This is a genomic window from Plantibacter sp. CFBP 8804 (assembly GCF_014841225.1).
GTDB lineage: Bacteria > Actinomycetota > Actinomycetes > Actinomycetales > Microbacteriaceae > Plantibacter > Plantibacter auratus.
In genome coordinates this window covers 1-16310 of the sequence record NZ_JACYTU010000028.1, presented here as the reverse complement: position 1 = coordinate 16310, position 16310 = coordinate 1, and the positions used below count along the sequence as shown (strand labels likewise).

At 69.3% G+C, this 16310-nt stretch carries 18 protein-coding genes; 9 read left to right on the top strand and 9 right to left on the bottom strand.

What is annotated here, in order from left to right:
• The 3 genes from IFU11_RS19670 to IFU11_RS19660 all read right to left on the bottom strand — a co-directional run.
• Positions 1 to 1312, bottom strand: a 1312-nt coding sequence (locus tag IFU11_RS19670) for an aldehyde dehydrogenase family protein (RefSeq protein ID WP_192020058.1), incomplete at its 3' end; no start/stop codon positions are given.
• A 163-nt stretch (positions 1313 to 1475) separates the two neighbouring features.
• A complete protein-coding gene (locus tag IFU11_RS19665; protein ID WP_192020057.1) occupies positions 1476 to 2909 on the bottom strand; it encodes an NAD(P)/FAD-dependent oxidoreductase in 1434 nt (477 codons plus the stop codon).
• A 48-nt stretch (positions 2910 to 2957) separates the two neighbouring features.
• Positions 2958 to 4433: an APC family permease gene (locus IFU11_RS19660; RefSeq protein WP_192020056.1), complete on the bottom strand. Its 1476-nt coding sequence runs from the start codon at positions 4431 to 4433 to the stop codon at positions 2958 to 2960.
• A 243-nt stretch (positions 4434 to 4676) separates the two neighbouring features.
• Between IFU11_RS19660 and IFU11_RS19655 the strand changes: the two genes are divergently transcribed.
• The 4 genes from IFU11_RS19655 (at position 4677) to IFU11_RS19640 (ending at position 8921) form a co-directional block, all read left to right on the top strand.
• Entirely contained in the window at positions 4677 to 6134 is a 1458-nt protein-coding gene (locus tag IFU11_RS19655; protein WP_192020055.1) for an aldehyde dehydrogenase family protein, read from the top strand.
• Between the two features lie 134 nt (positions 6135 to 6268).
• Positions 6269 to 6721, top strand: a complete 453-nt coding sequence (locus tag IFU11_RS19650) for an Lrp/AsnC family transcriptional regulator (RefSeq protein WP_056013555.1) — start codon at positions 6269 to 6271, stop codon at positions 6719 to 6721.
• A 57-nt stretch (positions 6722 to 6778) separates the two neighbouring features.
• Entirely contained in the window at positions 6779 to 7129 is a 351-nt protein-coding gene (locus IFU11_RS19645) for a cupin domain-containing protein (protein WP_137244074.1), read from the top strand.
• 523 nt (positions 7130 to 7652) lie between these two features.
• The gene (locus IFU11_RS19640; protein WP_192020054.1) at positions 7653 to 8921 is read left to right on the top strand and encodes a GNAT family N-acetyltransferase; all 1269 of its coding nucleotides are present in this window, start codon (positions 7653 to 7655) and stop codon (positions 8919 to 8921) included.
• 37 nt (positions 8922 to 8958) lie between these two features.
• Here IFU11_RS19640 and IFU11_RS19635 read toward each other — a convergent pair whose 3' ends face one another.
• On the bottom strand, positions 8959 to 9204 hold the full coding sequence (locus IFU11_RS19635) for a hypothetical protein (RefSeq protein ID WP_192020053.1): 246 nt from the start codon (positions 9202 to 9204) through the stop codon (positions 8959 to 8961).
• Positions 9205 to 9513: 309 nt separating this feature from the next.
• On the opposite strand from IFU11_RS19635, the gene IFU11_RS19630 reads away from it, so the two are divergent.
• Together IFU11_RS19630 and IFU11_RS19625 are read left to right on the top strand one after the other, a co-directional pair.
• Positions 9514 to 10158 (top strand): hypothetical protein, encoded by a 645-nt coding sequence (locus IFU11_RS19630; protein ID WP_192020052.1) that lies wholly within the window; start codon positions 9514 to 9516, stop codon positions 10156 to 10158.
• Between the two features lie 27 nt (positions 10159 to 10185).
• On the top strand, positions 10186 to 10938 hold the full coding sequence (locus tag IFU11_RS19625; protein WP_192020051.1) for an SDR family oxidoreductase: 753 nt from the start codon (positions 10186 to 10188) through the stop codon (positions 10936 to 10938).
• Positions 10939 to 10941: 3 nt separating this feature from the next.
• Here IFU11_RS19625 and IFU11_RS19620 read toward each other — a convergent pair whose 3' ends face one another.
• Together IFU11_RS19620 and map are read right to left on the bottom strand one after the other, a co-directional pair.
• Entirely contained in the window at positions 10942 to 11442 is a 501-nt protein-coding gene (locus IFU11_RS19620) for a hypothetical protein (protein ID WP_192020050.1), read from the bottom strand.
• Between the two features lie 61 nt (positions 11443 to 11503).
• Complete coding sequence (gene map, locus IFU11_RS19615) at positions 11504 to 12280, bottom strand: type I methionyl aminopeptidase (protein ID WP_079706538.1); 777 nt, start codon at positions 12278 to 12280, stop codon at positions 11504 to 11506.
• 111 nt (positions 12281 to 12391) lie between these two features.
• Between map and IFU11_RS19610 the strand changes: the two genes are divergently transcribed.
• Positions 12392 to 12688, top strand: coding sequence for a helix-turn-helix domain-containing protein (locus tag IFU11_RS19610; RefSeq protein ID WP_192020049.1), 297 nt, complete (start codon positions 12392 to 12394; stop codon positions 12686 to 12688).
• 201 nt (positions 12689 to 12889) lie between these two features.
• On the opposite strand, the gene IFU11_RS19605 is transcribed toward IFU11_RS19610, so the two are convergent.
• Both IFU11_RS19605 and IFU11_RS19600 read right to left on the bottom strand, forming a co-directional pair.
• Positions 12890 to 13348: a hypothetical protein gene (locus IFU11_RS19605; RefSeq protein WP_192020048.1), complete on the bottom strand. Its 459-nt coding sequence runs from the start codon at positions 13346 to 13348 to the stop codon at positions 12890 to 12892.
• 31 nt (positions 13349 to 13379) lie between these two features.
• Positions 13380 to 14012, bottom strand: a complete 633-nt coding sequence (locus tag IFU11_RS19600) for a hypothetical protein (RefSeq protein WP_124767503.1) — start codon at positions 14010 to 14012, stop codon at positions 13380 to 13382.
• Positions 14013 to 14191: 179 nt separating this feature from the next.
• On the opposite strand from IFU11_RS19600, the gene IFU11_RS19595 reads away from it, so the two are divergent.
• Positions 14192 to 15148 carry an alpha/beta fold hydrolase gene (locus IFU11_RS19595; protein ID WP_192020047.1) on the top strand — a complete coding sequence of 319 codons (957 nt, stop codon included), beginning with the start codon at positions 14192 to 14194 and terminating at the stop codon, positions 15146 to 15148.
• A gap of 36 nt (positions 15149 to 15184) precedes the next feature.
• On the opposite strand, the gene IFU11_RS19590 is transcribed toward IFU11_RS19595, so the two are convergent.
• A complete protein-coding gene (locus tag IFU11_RS19590) occupies positions 15185 to 15571 on the bottom strand; it encodes a hypothetical protein (RefSeq protein WP_192020046.1) in 387 nt (128 codons plus the stop codon).
• A 209-nt stretch (positions 15572 to 15780) separates the two neighbouring features.
• On the opposite strand from IFU11_RS19590, the gene IFU11_RS19585 reads away from it, so the two are divergent.
• Entirely contained in the window at positions 15781 to 16257 is a 477-nt protein-coding gene (locus IFU11_RS19585; protein ID WP_192020045.1) for a GNAT family N-acetyltransferase, read from the top strand.
• The last annotated feature ends 53 nt before the right edge of the window (positions 16258 to 16310 follow it).

Below are 16310 nucleotides of genomic sequence, written 5' to 3'. Positions count from 1 at the left end.
TGCCGGAGCGCTTCACGCCGCCGAAGGGCAGCTCCGCCGCGTCGCCGAGGACGAGGTTGATCCACACCATGCCGGCGTCGATCCCGTCCGCGACCCGCAGCGCCTGCTCCTGGTCGGTCGTGTAGACGTAGGAGCCGAGGCCGAACGGGGTGTCGTTCGCGAGGCGGACGGCCTCCTCCTCCGACGCGACCCGGTACAGCGACGCGACGGGTCCGAAGAACTCCTCGTGGAACGCGTCCATCTCAGGCGTCACGTCGGTGAGGACGGCCGGCGGGAAGAAGTTCCCATTCGGCTCGCCCGATGCCAGGATCGTCGCGCCCTGCGCCTTCGCTCGGCCCAGCTGCTCGCCGAGCCGCTCGGTCGCGGCGGCCGACGACAGTGGGCCGAGCTGCGTGCTCTCCGCCATCGGGTCGGCCGGCGCGTTCGCCGTGAAGACCTCAGTGAACTTCGCGGCGAAGTCGTCGAACAGCTCGTCGATGATGATGAACCGCTTGGCGGCGTTGCAGGACTGACCGTTGTTGTCGATGCGGGCGTTGACGGCGTCCTGGACGGCGGCGTCGAGGTCGTCGGTCGACAGCAGGATGAACGGGTCGGACCCGCCGAGCTCGAGCACGACCTTCTTGAGGTGCTTGCCGGCCAGCTCGGCGACGGCGGAACCGGCGCGCTCCGAACCAGTGACCGAGACGCCCTGCACGCGCGGGTCGGCGATGACCGTCGCGATCTGGTCGTTCGTGGCGAAGATGTTCACGTACACGGAATCGTGGGCGCCCAGCTCGGCTTCGGCGTCGTCGAAGATCTGCGCGATCGCCAGCGCCGACTCGGGGCACTGCGGTGCGTGCTTGAGGAGGATCGTGTTGCCGTTGACGACGTTCGGGCCGACGAACCGCGCCACCTGGTAGTACGGGAAGTTCCACGGCATGATGCCGAGCAGCACGCCGAGCGACGCGCGACGGATGAACGCCGAGCCGGTGCCGTCGGACAGCTCGATCGGCTCGTCGGCGGAGAAGGCCTCGCCGTTGTCGGCGTAGTACTGGTAGATCGCGGCGGCGAAGTCGACCTCACCGAGCGCCTGCTCGTAGGTCTTGCCCATCTCGCGGACGGCGATCTCGGCCAGCTGCTCACGGCGCTCCGTGTGGAGGGCGGCGACGCGGGCGACGAGCGCAGCGCGGTCGGCGACGGGAGCGCGACGCGACCACTCCTCGTGGGCGGCGGACGCGGCGGTGATCGCCTGCTGCAGCTCCTCGTCCGTGATCGTCGGGTAGTCGCGGAGAGTCTCTCCGGTCGCGGGGTTGACGACGGCGTAGTCGCTCACTGGTGTGCTCCTTTGTCTGAGGTGCTGCTGGTGCGGTGCGGTGTCCGTTGCCGGCCGATGCGAGCTGTGCGGGTTCGACGTGAGCGGGACCACCACCTGCACCGTATCGAACCACGCTCCGCCTGTCATGGGTTGGACTGCGGCTCCTGCGTCGAAACCCGGCTCAGGAGTCGAAGCCCAGCCCGACGGCGTCCATCGCGCGGAGCCAGAGCCCGCGCTTGCCCTCGTTGCGGTCGGCCCGGGCCATCTCCGACAGCGAGATACGCGCACCGATGAACGCGAGCGGGTCGGGCGGGAACGGCGTCGGCTTCTTCTGGACGAAGTCCATCGTCGTGCGCTCGGTCGGTGTGCCGGCGAGGAGGTCCAGCATGACGTTCGCGCCGTACCGCGTCGCCCCGACGCCGAGCCCGGTGAACCCGGCCGCGTGCGCGACCTTGCCGCCGTGCGCGGTCTCGAAGAAGGAGAAGAACCGCCCGCAGGTGTCGATCGCGCCGCCCCACTTGTGGGAGAAGCCGAGGTCGGCGAGCTGCGGGTAGGTGTGGGCGAAGTGGGCGGCGAGCTTGAGGAACGACTCCTCGCGCTGGTCGAACCGCGGCTCGACGCGCCCGCCGTAGTTGTACACCGCGTCGTAGCCGCCGTAGAGGATGCGGGTCGACCCGTTCGCGTCGGTCGTGAGTCGCGAGTAGTGGAAGCGGTTGTCGAGGTCGGAGATGCCCTGCCGGCCCTTCCAACCCAGGCTCTCGAGCTGTTCTGCGGAGAGCGGGTTCGTCATCAGCGCGTAGTCGTAGACCGGCACCGTGTACTTCCGGGCACTCGGGATGAGTGCCTTGAAGACGTTGGTGCCGAGGGCGACGTGCTTCGCGACGACCGAGCCGTGCGTCGTCGTCAGGGTGACCGACGTCGCGTCGGACCGGATCGAGCGGACGTGCGTGTACTCGTGGATCTCCACACCCAGGTCGAGGCAGACGCGTCGCAGCTCCCACGCCAGCTTGGCCGGGTTGACGAGCGCCGCTCCGGTGGGCTCGAACAGGCCGGCCTGGAAGATCGGCGAGTGGACCTCCGCCTGCATCGCCTCGCGGTCGAGGAACCGCGCGCCGTGCTCCTCGGCACTCTCCCGCAGCCAGTCGACGTGGTGTGGGGCCGTCGCTGCCTGCAGCAGGCCCGTCTCCTCCCAGTCGCAGTCCATGTCGTACCGGCCGATGGTCTCGCCGATCTCGCGCAGGTTCTCGCGGCCCAGCTCCTCCAGGCGGTCGAACTCGTGCGGCAGGCGACTCTTGCCGTTCGAGGATCCGTGGGTCAGGCTCGGCTCGCAGAACCCGCCGTTGCGACCGGACGCCGCCCACGCGATGCGCCGGCCCTCGAGGAGCACGACCCGGCGGTCCGGGTCGCGCTCCTTCGCGAGCAGAGCGGTCCACAGGCCCGAGTACCCACCACCGACGATCGCCAGGTCCGTCTCGACGTCCGCCTCGAGGCGGGGGAGCGGAGCGGGCCGTGCCGGGTCGTCGAGCCAGTACGGCTCCGGTTCGGCCGAGGCCAGCTGGTCCCGCAGGCGTGCGGTGTCGGCGAGCTCTTCGGCCAGTTCGTAGGTGGTTCTCATGGTGGGTCCCCTGTGGTGCGTGGTTCGGTGCGGTCGCGTGGTGCGCGGTCAGTCGGTGCGGGCGGCGTCGGTGCGTTCGGTCTCGGCACGTGGGGTTCCGGCGGATGCCCCGCCGCTCCCGAGTCCCGCGTCGCGCTTGGTGCTCCGCTGGACGAACTGCCAGATGACGACACCGAGCGCGAGCAGGCCGAGCGCGATGCCGAGCTCCAGGAACCCGCCGTAGCCCGTGGTGGAGAACCCGGTGGCACCGACGATGAGGATGATCGCGAGGAGCACCGACAGCACGACCGACAGCGGCACGAAGAAGCGCGGCAGGCGGATCGGGCGGACGGCGTCGGGGCGGTCCTTGCGCAGCAGGAAGAAGCCGGAGACCGCGAAGAAGTGCGTGAGGATGTAGCCGAGGTTGCCGGTCACGATGATCGCGAGCGGGTTCTGCAGCACCACCAGGATCACGACGTTCATGACGAGCATCACGTTGAGCGAGCGGAACGGCACCCCGCGACGGTTGAGCACGCCGAGGGACGGGACGGTGACGCGCTCCTTGCCCATGTTGAACAGCACACGCGAGGCGTCGGCCACCGAAGTGGTCATGATGAGCAGCAGCGAGGCGATGAGGCAGAGCACCATGACGTCCGCAGCGCCACCGACGAGCGAGGCGAAGCTCGCGACGAAGAAGGTCGCCGGGTTGTCGGCGATCGCCGCTTCACCCGCGTAGCCGCCGAGGGTCAGCGGGATGACGAAGAAGACGCCGAGGCAGAAGAGGACGGAGGCCTTGATCGCCTTGGTCGTGTCCTTCACCGAGTCGCGGTACTCCGGGGCGAAGGTCGCGCAGACCTCGATACCGAAGGTGGTCCACGCCATGATGTACAGCCAGACGATCGCGGTGTGCAGGCCCTCGATGCCCTCGAGCTTCCAGGTGAGGTCGAGCGGTGCCCAGTCGGCGCTGAAGAGCGGGAAGACGATGAACACGAACAGGGGGATGAGCAGGATGCCCGCCGTGATGTAGACGAACGCCATGGTGACGCGGACGCCGATGACGTTGATGAGGTACATCACGCCGATGACGCCGAGCCCGATGAGGATCGGGAAGGTGATGGAGATCGGGCCGAGCTGGATCACCCAGTCCTCGTTCGGGAACCACTGCGCCTGGATGAGTGCCCCGGTGACCGCGCCGTAGGTGGCGAGGTTGGTGCCCCAGGGGAGCCAGTAGCCGACGCCCGTGATCGGTGCGACCCAGGGTGCACGCGACTTCCACGCTTCGGCCGCGTAGTGCGCGATGCCGCCGGAGGAGTTCGGGAACATGGTGGCGAGCTCGGTGTAGATCCAGTTGACGCCCATGGCGAGGATCATGGAGATCGCCCACAGGACGGCGGCCCCCCAGCCGCCGAGGCCGGTGATGGAGGCGCCGAGGGTGGCGATGAGCGCGGCGGGCATGGTCATCGCCATGGCGAAGCCGTCGAACCAGCGCATCCGTTTCGGCAGGTGCGTGGTCTCGTCGGTGCTGGTGACGTGTTCGGTCGACATGGGCTCTTCTCGATTCGTGGGGGACGAGACGTCGCTGTCTCGCTGCTGGTGCACTCAATGTGCCGAAGGATTGTCGGAACGACAAGATCAGGATGCTTCAGTTGTTGTAATCGTAACTTTGACGAAACAATACTGCTTGTTCGAGGAATCGCAAGGTCCTAGGCTGATCCCACATTCTCCCGACGACATCCGCACGACGCTGTTCGGCGTCGTCGGCCCAGCCACGACACCAGGAGGTCCGGAATGACCACGTTGCCGACACCCACTCGCACCCAGCTCTTCATCGCCGGCGAGTTCACCGACGGAACCAGCTCGGAGCGCTCGGAGGTGATCAGCCCCGTCACCGGTGACGTCATCGCGTCGATCCCCGTCGCCGGCACCGCCGAACTCGACGAGGCGGTGCGACGTGCGCACGAGGCGCAGCGGGAGTGGCGGAAGCTCGGCGTGTTCAAGCGTGCCGAGATCTGCCACCGGGTCGGCGACGCGATCAACGCCCGCGTCGAGGAGCTCGCCCGCCTGCAGACGCTGGAGCAGGGCAAGCCGCTCGCCGAGTCGATCGCCGACATCGCCGAGGCCGCACAGCTCTTCCACCTCCACGCCGAGGACGCCCTCCGCCTGTACGGCGAGACGCTGCCGTCGAGCGACATCGACAAGCGCATGTTCACCTGGCGCGCACCGGTCGGCGTCTGGGGCATCATCACGCCCTGGAACTTCCCGCTCCTCATGTTCAGCGAGTTCGTCGCCCCGGGCCTCGCGACCGGCAACGCCTGCATCGTCAAGCCGCCGAGCAACACGCCCCTCGCGGTCCTCGCGGCGATGGACTGCCTCGTCGAGGCGGGCGTCCCGGCCGGGCTCGTCAGCGTCCTCCCCGGCGACGGCGCGTTCGGTTCCGAGCTCGTCTCCCACGACGGCATCGACGCGATCGGCTTCATCGGCTCGTCCGCCACCGGGGCGAAGATCGTCCGCACCGCAGGCCTCAAGCGCTCGCTCATGGAGTGCTCCGGCAACGGTCCGATCGTCGTCCTCGAGGACGCGAACATCGAACGCGCCGCGAAGGCCGCCGTCGACTCCGCGTTCTACAGCGGCGGGCAGGTCTGTTGCGCGACCGAGCGGCTCATCGTGCACCACAACGTCCACGACGCCTTCGTCGAGGCGGCCCTGGCCTACGCGAAGGCGACCGTGCGACTCGGTAACCCCTTCGACGAGGGGATCAACCTCGGCCCGCTCAACAACGAGGGCGTCGCCGCGAAGATGGACCGCCACCTCGACGAGGCCCGCTCGCTCGGCTTCGACATCCTGCTCGGCGGTGGTCGTGCCACCGGCCACCCGACGGACCTCTACTACGACTTCACGATCGTCGACGGCGTCTCCGAGGACAGCCTGCTGTCGCGGGAGGAGTCGTTCGGTCCGGTCCTCCCCATCCTCACGGCCAAGGACGACGACGACATCCTCCGCATCGCCAACGCCGACGCGCTCGGCCTGCAGTCCGCGGTGTTCACCGAGAGCCTGTCGAAGGCCTATCGCTTCATGGAGGAGCTCGAGACCGGCCAGGTCATCGTGAACGACTCCAACGGCTGGTGGGACATCAACATGCCGTTCGGTGGCGCGGGCGGCAAGGGCACCGGCTGGGGTCGGATCGGCGGCATGTACACGCTGCACGACATGACCGACCTCCGCACCGGCGCGATCCACGTCCGCTAGTCGNACCGCCCGCGTTCGGGTCGGTCGGTCGGCCGGGGCTCGTGGCTCGGGTGGGGCGGACACCGCACCCGGGCCGCACGGCTTCCCTCGCTACGCTTGCCAGATGACCATCCGCCCGCTGCCGGAGGAGCCACATGAACGACCTTGACGACATCGACCGTCGGCTGATCGCGATCCTGCAGCAGGACGGACGGAAGGCGTTCTCCGAGATCGCCACCGAGACCGGGCTGCCGGCGTCGTCGGTCCGCTACCGGATCCAGCGACTCGAGGACACCGGGATCCTGCAGATCGTCGGCATCGCGAACCCGCTGTCGATCGGCTTCGACCACCTCGCGCTCATCGGCATCCGCTGCGAGCCGGGGATGGCGCGCGGGGTGTGCCAGGAGTTGTCGAAGCACGCGGAGACGAGTTACGTGGTGCTCACGAGCGGCGGCTTCGACGTGATGGTCGAGGCCGTGTGCCGCGACATGGACCACTACAAGACGTTCCTCCTCGACACCCTGCAGCCGACGCCCGGGGTGCGATCGACCGAGACCTTCTTCGTCCTCGAAGCCCACAAGCTCGCCTACGGCTGGGGCGTCGGGTAGGTCGTCGGGCTGCGCCGACCCGCCCCCTCGTCTTCGTCCTGCTCAGAGAGGTACCTCATGACCGACCACCTGCTCGTTCCCAACGCCGTGCTCCAGGGCGCCGAGGTGGCGCTCGCCGACAACCCGCTCGCGCCCGCGGACGTGGTCTCGGGGTCGCCGCGGAGCGGGATCGTGTCCCTCACGGCCGTCGGTGACACCGAGGTCGGCGTCTGGGAGTTGGGCGTCGGTGTCGTGCAGGACACCGAGATCGACGAGGTGTTCGTGGTCCTCTCCGGTGAGGCGACGGTCGACTTCGCCGACGGCACCCCGTCGCTCGAGCTCCGTGCCGGGTCCATCGGCCGGCTCGCCGCCGGCGCCCGCACCACCTGGACGGTCCGCGAGACCCTCCGCAAGGTCTACGTCGCCTGACCCGCGCGACTCCCGGCGCGGCAGCAGGACATCCGCCCGACAGCAGGACGCTTCGTGCCCGCCCGTCCTGCTCTCGCGCCGATCTCCTGCGTTCCTGCCACTCCGGTCCCTGAGCTCAGCCTCATCCGGTCCCTGAGCTTGTCGAAGGGCTCCGGGGTGACCTCCTCTCTCGGGGCGGTGTTCTCGGTGTGCACTTCGACAGGCTCAGTGACCGGGGTGGGTTCTCCGATCGGGTGCCTTCTTTCGGTCCCTGAGCTTGTCGAAGGGTTCTCGGGCTGGCCTCTGTTCGCCGGGTGGTGTTCGCGGTGTGCACTTCGACAGGCTCAGTGACCGGGGTTCCTTCTCCGACCGGCTGCCTTCTTTCGGTCCCTGAGCTTGTCGAAGGGTTCTCGGGCTGGCCTCTGTTCGCCGGGTGATGTTCTCGGTGTGCACTTCGACAGGCTCAGCGACCGGTGGAGGGCTCAGTGACCGGGGTTCGTTTTCCGACCGAGGTCCGTCACCGCGGCCGCAATAGGCTTGTCGCATGAACCTGCGCACCGTCGAGCTCGACCACACGGACCACGCCGCCCTCGACCTCTGGTGGGGTGCAGCGTCCCGCGGCTTCCTCTCGAAGCCCGAGACCGACGTGGCGGTGCGTGCCGAGCGGCGTCAGCTCCTCGTCGGCAGCTCCATCCTCGGGGTCTACGACGACACCGCGGCCGAACCACTCGTCCCCGTCGGCACGCTCGGTTCCTTCCCGACCGCCCTGTCGATCCCCGGTGGCTCCGTCCGCGCCCTGGCCATCACCGAGGTGACCGTCTCCACCTCGCACGAACGTCGCGGTATCGCCCGATCGCTGATGGAGAACCGACTCCACCACGCGAAGGCCACCGGTGCCGCAGTCGTCGCGCTCACCGCGAGTGAGGCGACCATCTACGGCCGCTACGGCTTCGCCCCGGCGACCTGGGAGTTCACGCACGAGGTCGACCCCAAGCGCGTCGCTTGGCGGGGTGCGCCGCCCGCCGGCCGCGTCCACACGCTCGACCCGCGCTCGCTCGCCACCGTCGCACCCGGGCTGTTCGAGCGCTCCCGCAGCACCGGTGACATCGACCGCGGGGTCGCGTGGTGGAAGCAGGCCCTCCGTGAGGTGACCATCCGGCACTTCAGCCACGGTGAGGGAGACACGCTCGCCCTCCGCTACGACGACGCCGACGGCGAACCACAGGGTTACGCGCTCTACCGCGTCGGCGAGGAGTGGGGCACGATCGTCGTCGACGACCTCGTCGCCACCACCCCGGAGGCCCGCTACGCGCTCTGGCGGCACCTCACCGGGATCAGCCTCACCACGAAGGTCACCTTCCACCAGGCTCCGACGGTCGAAGCCATCCAGTGGCGACTTGTCGACCGCCGCGCCGTCAAGACCACCGCGCGAGCCGACTCGCTCTGGCTGCGCATCGTCGACGTGCCGACCGTGCTCGGTGCGCGCCGGTTCACCGTCCCAGCGGCGTCCGAGCGTCGCGAACACCTGCTCGACGTCGAGGACGCGCTCGGTCTCGCCGGCGGTCGGTTCGCGCTCCGCATCGACGAGCACGGTGCCGCGGTCGCAGAACGCCTCGGCGACGTGCCGGAGTCGGCCGACGACGACGACGCTGTGCGCCTCACCATCAACGAGCTGTCGGCGGTGCTCCTCGGCGGCCCGCGCGTGTCGGCGCTCGCCGAGGCAGGGCTCATCACCGGGTCATCGGAGGCGGTCCGAGCGCTCGACCTCGCATTCGTGACGGAGCAGGCGCCCTTCCTTCGGACGCACTTCTAGGTGCTACCCGCCAAGGTGATGTAGCTCGGCCGATCGATCAGGGAGCGGTCGCGCCGAGGAGGATCGCCGCGGCCGGGAGAGCGAGCAGCATCATCCAGCCGGTGATGACCGCACCGACGAGGCCTGTCAGGAGGGTGAATCCTCCGATGGTGGCGGCAAGGGTGCGGAACAGCTGGCGTTGCTCGGCCGGGATGCTGCGGCGCAGGGTGCGGGGAAGTGCCGCGAGCTGCGGGCGTGGGGTGGGGATGGAGCCGGTGGTGGCGGGGTGCTGCAGGGTCGTCATCGGAGTCGGGTGGTTCCTGGTCGGGTTCGGGCGGGAGGCGCGCTCCGGGAACGGCTGATCGGTCGGATCCGGATCTGTATCTCGAAGTGCAGATTTGTTATACACCGTGGTAGACGTGCCCGCAACTCGTTGGCGGCGCACACGCTTGACGCCGCTCCACAGGCGCCCGATCCGCGCTCGCCGCGTCACGCCCACCAACTGTCGAGCCGTCGACCGGCTCTCGATCGATACCGTCGCTGCAGCATCGCGACGGCCATCGTCGCGACACACGGCCAGACAGGAGTATGCGTGGACACGATCCCGGACGAAATGACCACCGATGCGCGCGCGGAGGCGCCGCCAGGGCGCCGTTCCAGGTCACTCGGGCGGCGCTCGACCATGGCGATCGTCGTCGCGGTGGTCGCCCAGCTGAGTGTGTTCGCGCTGGTGATCGTCGCTTGCACGGGTCAGGTCGGGGAGCCGCGGGGTGATCGCGCTTCGCCGGTGGCCGAGGCGCCGGCGATGGACCCGAGCGCTCCTCAGCGTGACGACGAGCTTCCCACCCGAGACGAGGTGTTCGCCGTGGCTGCAGACCTCCTCGGGCAGATGGTCAACACGGCGACGGGTGGGCAGCCGTTCGCGTTCTCGCCCCAGGCCTCTGAGGCGCCCTGCAGCAGTCTGGCGCCGTCCGGTCGGGCCACGAAGCTGGCACGCATGGCCGTCGAGGTCGAGCTGCCGGTCGGAACGAGTCGCGCCGTGCTCGTCGACCTCATCAACGGGTACGCGCCGCCGCTCGAACTCGCGGCCGACTCGGACGAGTTCCGGTCGGAGCTGATCGTGCCCTCACCCGGCGAGCTGGAGCTGTCGGCGCAGCTCCGCGACGACGCCATCATCTTCGAACGGGAGCTCCGACCCGATGCCGACGTGCTGCGGATCACGGTCGAGAACGGCTGCTTCCTCCCGCCGATAGAGTGACATCCGTCGAGCAGAGGGGAGTGTCGCATGAAGATCGTCGTCGCAGGAGGCAGCGGGATGGTCGGGCGACACGTCGTCGCGGTGGCCCAGGAGCGCGGACACCGGGTGGTCGTGCTGTCGCGTGCCACCGGCGTCGACCTCGCCACTGGAGCCGGGCTCGCCCAGCAGTTGGAGGCCGCGGACGTCGTCATCGACGTGACGTCGACGGCCACGCAGTCCGCCCAGCAGTCGCGCCAGTTCTTCGGGGCGGTCACCCGCAACCTGCTCGAGGCCGAGGGCGCCGCCGGCGTGCCCCACCACGTCGCGCTGTCGATCGTCGGAAGCGACAAGGCACCCTTCGGCTACTACGCGGGCAAGGTGCTGCAGGAGGAGATCGTCAGCACCGGGCGCATCCCGTGGACGATCCTGCGCGCGACGCAGTTCCACGAGTTCGCGCAGCAGATGGTCGAGCGATTCCGTTTCGGGCCGGTCACGATGGTGCCGACGATGACCTCCCAGCCGGTCGCCGCGCGCGAAGTCGCCGAGCGCCTGGTGGAGCTGGCCGAGGGCGAGCCGCAGGGGCGCCCGGCCGATCTCGCGGGCCCCGAGGAACTGCGGATGACCGCGATGGTCAAGGCCTACACCGCCGCCACGGGCATCCGTGGCCCGGTCGTGCAGATCCCGCTGCCCGGCGGCTTCGGCAAAGCGATGCGCGACGGCACGACCCTCGCCGGCCCGGGCGCGCAGCGCGGTGTGCAGACGTTCGCGCAGTGGATCGACGGGCTCAGCGCCGCTCGCTGAGCGTCAGCTCCGCTGAGCCGCCCGGACGTCCTGGATGAGTCGAGGCGTGCGCCACTCGCCGACCCGCTGGAACCACACGGACGGTGGGTAGGCGAGGCGGACGACGAAGTAGTTCACGTACTCGATGACGCCCAGGAGCCAGACGAACGGGATGCCGATGGCCGCGAAGGCGTGGGCGGGGAACCAGACGATGATCCCGACGAGTCCGGCGAGCAGCAGGACCGCGTCGAGCACGCGGAACCCGCGGTAGGTGGCGGCCAGCCCAGGAGGCATGGTGCCCTGCTTGACCCACCGCCGGGCGAGCAGCCAGTAGACGCCGGCCTGCACGAGGATCAGCAGCAGCGGTACGAGGGCAGACCAGAACGCGAGCGCATCGGTTGGCTGTTCGAACAACGGCAGCGCCGAGACGAACGCGACCCAGATGAACACGAGGGCGGCGAACAGTTCGCCGAGTCCGAGGCTCAGGTACCGGCCCCGGAGGACCGTGCGGCGATCGTCGGTCATGTCACCAGCCTAAACACGGTGTGCCGGGCCGGTCGAGTGTGCTCGACAGACCTTCAGGTGCTCAGAACGTGACGGTCGGCAGCGTCATGATCTCGGCGCCGTCCTCGGTGATCGCGATGGTGTGCTCGCTGTGGGCCGTGCGGCTGCCGGTCACGCTGCGGAGGGTCCAGCCGTCGGCGTCGGTGACGAGCTTGTCGGTGTCGGCCATGACCCACGGCTCGATCGCGAGGAGCAGGCCCGGGCGCAGCTTGTAGCCGCGGCCGGCGCGACCGTCGTTCGAGACGTGCGGGTCCTGGTGCATCGTCGTGCCGATGCCGTGGCCACCGAACTCCATGTTGACCGGGTAGCCGGCGCCACGCAGCACGGTGCCGATCGCGAAGGAGATGTCGCCGATCTTCGCACCCGGCTTGGCGGCGGCGATGCCGGCGGCGAGGGCCTCCTGGGTGGTCTCGATGAGCGCGAGGTCTTCGGGGGTCGCCGTGCCGACGACGAAGCTGATGGCCGAGTCTGCGGCGATGCCGTCGAGGAGGACGGCGAGGTCGAGGGTGAGGAGGTCGCCGTCGGCCAGCGTGTAGTCGCGGGGGAGGCCGTGGAGGACGGCGTCGTTGACGGCGGTGCAGATGTAGTGGCCGAAGGGTCCGCGGCCGAAGGAGGGGGCGTAGTCGACGTAGCAGGAGACGGCGCCGGCCTCGAGGATCATCGCCTTGGCCCAGCGGTCGATCTCGAGGAGGTTCGTGCCGACCGTCACGCGGTGCTTGAGCGTGTGAAGGATGTTCGCGACCAGCTCGCCGGTGCGACGCGCCTTCGCGACCTCGGTGGGGGTGAAGATCTCGATCATGCGGGGCCCTTCCATCGGCGTGCTGCGTGCGTGGTGCGGTGGTGTTCGTGCCGCGAACGGCGCTCGACCAATAACTATACCGGTCAAACTATCCCGTACTACACTGGGCGCATGGTCCGCCTCCCGCTCACCCCCACCGACGTCGAACGCGGTCAGCGCCTCGGTGCGCTCCTGCGCGAGGCCAGAGGTGAGCGTTCGATGCTCGACATCGCGCTCGATGCCGGCCTCTCGCCGGAGACGCTGCGGAAGATCGAGTCCGGCCGGGTCGCGACGCCGGCGTTCTCGACGATCGCCGCCATCGCCGAGGTGCTCGGCCTCTCCCTCGACGAGGTCTGGGCGACGATCAGCCCGGCCCGGCGCGACACTGCCCCGTCCGGCGAACGCCTGCGCGAGCGACTCGTCTCCTAGCTCCTCGGTCGCTCCCGCTCCCTGCCCTTCGACAGGCTCAGGATCCGCTTGTCGAAGGGCCCACGCAGTCCCGCGGCCGTATCCGCCCGACGTGCCGCGCCGGTCCCTGAGCTTGTCGAAGGGCGCGCGCAATCGCGCGGCCGCGTCTGCTCGACGCACCACGCCGGTCCCTGAGCTTGTCGAAGGGTCTATGTCCGATCGCTACTGCGTGTCGCTCGTCGTCGGTTGGACCGGGCGGGTGAAGACGTTTTCGCTGATCTTCGTCCAGTCCTCAGCGGGGTCGAGCGCAGTGTCGACGACGGCGTCGGAGAGCACCGTGTACTCGTTGACGCTGTCGCTCATGCCGACGCGGTCGCCGCTACCGCAGGCTCGGAACGGCTGGGTCTCCGCGAAGACGATGATGCAGATCCGAGATTGCCCCTGCTCGGTCGCCGATGCGAGGAAGATCTCCGTGTCGCCTTGGACGGCGACGAGTCGGGTCGAGTCGGCGTCGATGGTGAACGGGTCGTCACTGCCGGCTCCGGTGGTGCTTGCCGGGAGACGATCCTTGTCGGCCTGGTCGCGCTCGAGGTCCGCGTAGCTCGTCACTCCGCCGGTGCAGGCGCTCAGCCCGGCGGCGAGTGTGAGCGCGATGAGTCCTGCTGCGATGCGTCGATGCATATGACGTCCCCCGATGTCGATTCCCGACAGCCTACGACTCCTGCTCCCGGATGGAAGCAGCGACGGCCGACTCGCGGCTGGCGAGGGCGATGGCGACGATCCCGAGGAAGACGGGGCCGACGACACGGACCCACCCGTCGAGGATGACGATGATCGGGACGAAGAGGGACACGTTCGAACCCGCCGCCACGACGATGATCTGCTGGACGACCCACGATGCTGCTGTCACCGCCACGACCCACAGCGGCGCGAGGTTCCACGGGCGGGGCACGGTTCCGGCGCGCGCGATCTGCGTCGTCGCGATGGCCGCGAGCACGAACTGGACGAGCAGGTCGATGTAGCCGAAGCTGAGGAAGGTCTCGATGGCGGCCGGGATCGTCGCCAAACCGCGGACGAACGAGCTGATCGTCATCCAGATGCCGAGCGCGATGAGGGCGCCGGTGCCGAGCGGGCGCCTCGCGGTCACGCTGCTGGAACGGTCCGAGCCGATCGCGAACAGGGCGATCGAGAAGACGGACAAGAACGTCGCGAGGATGCCACCGGTCGGCCCGAGGAACGACCCGATCTGGACGAGTGGGCCGAGGAGCACCGACCCGACCAGGAGCGCTCCGGCGACGATCCACACCTGCTTGGACCCTGACGTGACTGCGTTCGTTTCCCCCATGGGCGCCCAGTCTACGGACGGCCCTTTTTCCGCTTCGTGGATCCCAGGTCTCTGAGCCCGTCGGAGGGCGCGCAACTGTCCCCGGTCCCTGAGCGTGTCGAAGGGCGGCGGCCCCCTCGCGGTCCCTGAGCCTGTCGAAGGGCCTGCACGCAGGACCCGAGCTGTGTACCGTGGCACGGATGACCGAGGAGCAAGCCGACCCGCACACCACCGGTTTCGTCGACGTGGAGGGCGGTGCGTCGATCTTCGTCGAAGAGTCCGGCACCCCCGACGGTGTTCCCGCGCTCTGGCTGCACGGCGGCCCAGGCGGTTCGCTCGGCTCCGGCTGGTATCGCTCGCACTTCGACCTGTCGCGGTACCGCCTCATCGGGATCGACCAGCGGGGGAGCGGCCGCAGCCTGCCGAACAGCGTGGACGCCCGCGACCAGCTCGACGACCACACGACCCAGCGTCTGATCGCCGACATCGAGGCGGTGCGAGTCGCCTCGGGTGTGGAGCGCTGGGTGGTCGCCGGGGTCTCATGGGGCACGACCCTCGCGCTCGCCTACGCGCAGGAGCATCCCGATCGGGTGATCGCACTGGCGCTCGTCGCGGTGACCACCACGAGTCGTGACGAGGTCGACTGGATCACCGAGGGCGTTGGCCGAGTCTTCCCCGAGGAGTGGGCCCGGTTCGAAGCCGACAGCGACCGGCGGGACGGCGAGCGGGTCGTCGAGGCCTACGCGCGTCGTCTCCGGGAGGGCGACGCGACGGACCGCACACACGCCGCGACCGCCTGGGACCGCTGGGAGAGCGCGCACGTGTCGCTCGACCACCCGGAGCGCGTCGGTCAGCTGTTCGCCGACGCGACCGTGCGCGAGGCGTTCGCGACGCTCGTCACCCACTACTGGAGCCACGACGGCTTCCTCACCGGCGACCGGGCGGTGCTGTCGCGGATGGACCGCATCGCGCACATCCCCGGAGCGCTGGTCCACGGCCGACGTGACATCAGCGGACCGGCCGCGACCGCCTGGCGCCTCCATCAGCTGTGGCCGGCGAGCGAGCTGACGATCGTCGAGACCGAGGGCCACGGCGGCGCCGAGGAGAGCGCCGTGCTGCGTGCGGCGCTGGACCGCTTTGCGGCGCTGGGTCCCTGAGCCTGTCGAACGGCCGCCCCATCGTGCGGCCGATAGTCAGCCGTTAAATGCCGAGAACGGCGCCACCTGCGCATCCTCGCTGAGGACATCGACGATCTCCGTCGCGCAGTGTTCGTCGGGTTGCCCCGCCTCGTGGTCGGAACTCCAGCCGACGATTACTCCTCGCTCGAACCGCACTGTCGCCTGGAAGCAGGTGTACACGGCCGGGTCGACTTCGGTGCCGGTGACGATGATCCCCTGGAAACTGGCCTCGTCTCCGGCGTCGACCAGGTCGTAGACGACCGCTCCTCCGTCCTCCAGCCCGAGCGACGCCGGGTCATCGTCGCCATTCCAGTAGACGCTCGGGAAGCTGCCGTCGGTGCTGCGGAGCTCGGCGAGGAACAGGTCACGATCGGTCGCACGCGCGTCGGCCAGGGCTCTCATCAGCGGATCCTTTGTGCTTCCAGATGGCGCGGGTGGCCGGTCCGCCGACGTCGACCGGCGCGTTGGTCTGCGCACCCGAGCTGAGCGCCGCCATCGCTGCAACAGCGATGGCGACCCGCAGCGCGCGTCGAACCGCAGGGGTGGGCGAGCTTCGCGGGTACATGCGGGCAGCCTACGCAGGACCCGCCAGCCCATGCGACACTCGACCCATGGAACCCGAGGTCGTGATCCGCGTCGCAACGCTGGCCGACGCTGCCGGGCTCGCCGAGCTGAAGCTCATGATGTCGCCGCCCGCCGCCCCGCTCGCCGACTGGGAACGGGCGCTGTTCGCCCACGACCTCGTCTCGTGGATCGCGGTCGACTCCGACTCCCGGGTGTGCCTGGTCGCCGAGGTCGACGATCAGCTCGTCGGGATGGCTTGGCTCGTCGTGTTCTCCCGCGCACCCAACATCGGCGCACTCCGCCGCCTGACGGGCGACGTGCAGAGCGTCTTCGTCCGCCCGGGGTTCCGTGGTCGCGGCATCGCCGGCCGTCTCGTCGACGGACTCCTCGACGCCGCACGAGCTCGCGACATCGGCCGGGTCTCCGTCAGCTCGAACGACGCGGGTGCGCCGGTCTACCGCCGTGCCGGGTTCGAGGAAGCGCCGCTGCTCCTCGAATGGCGGGCCGACCCACCGGGCCACTGAACGACGAATCGCCCCGAGTGGTCGTGCCAGGACCTCCTGGACGACCACTCGGG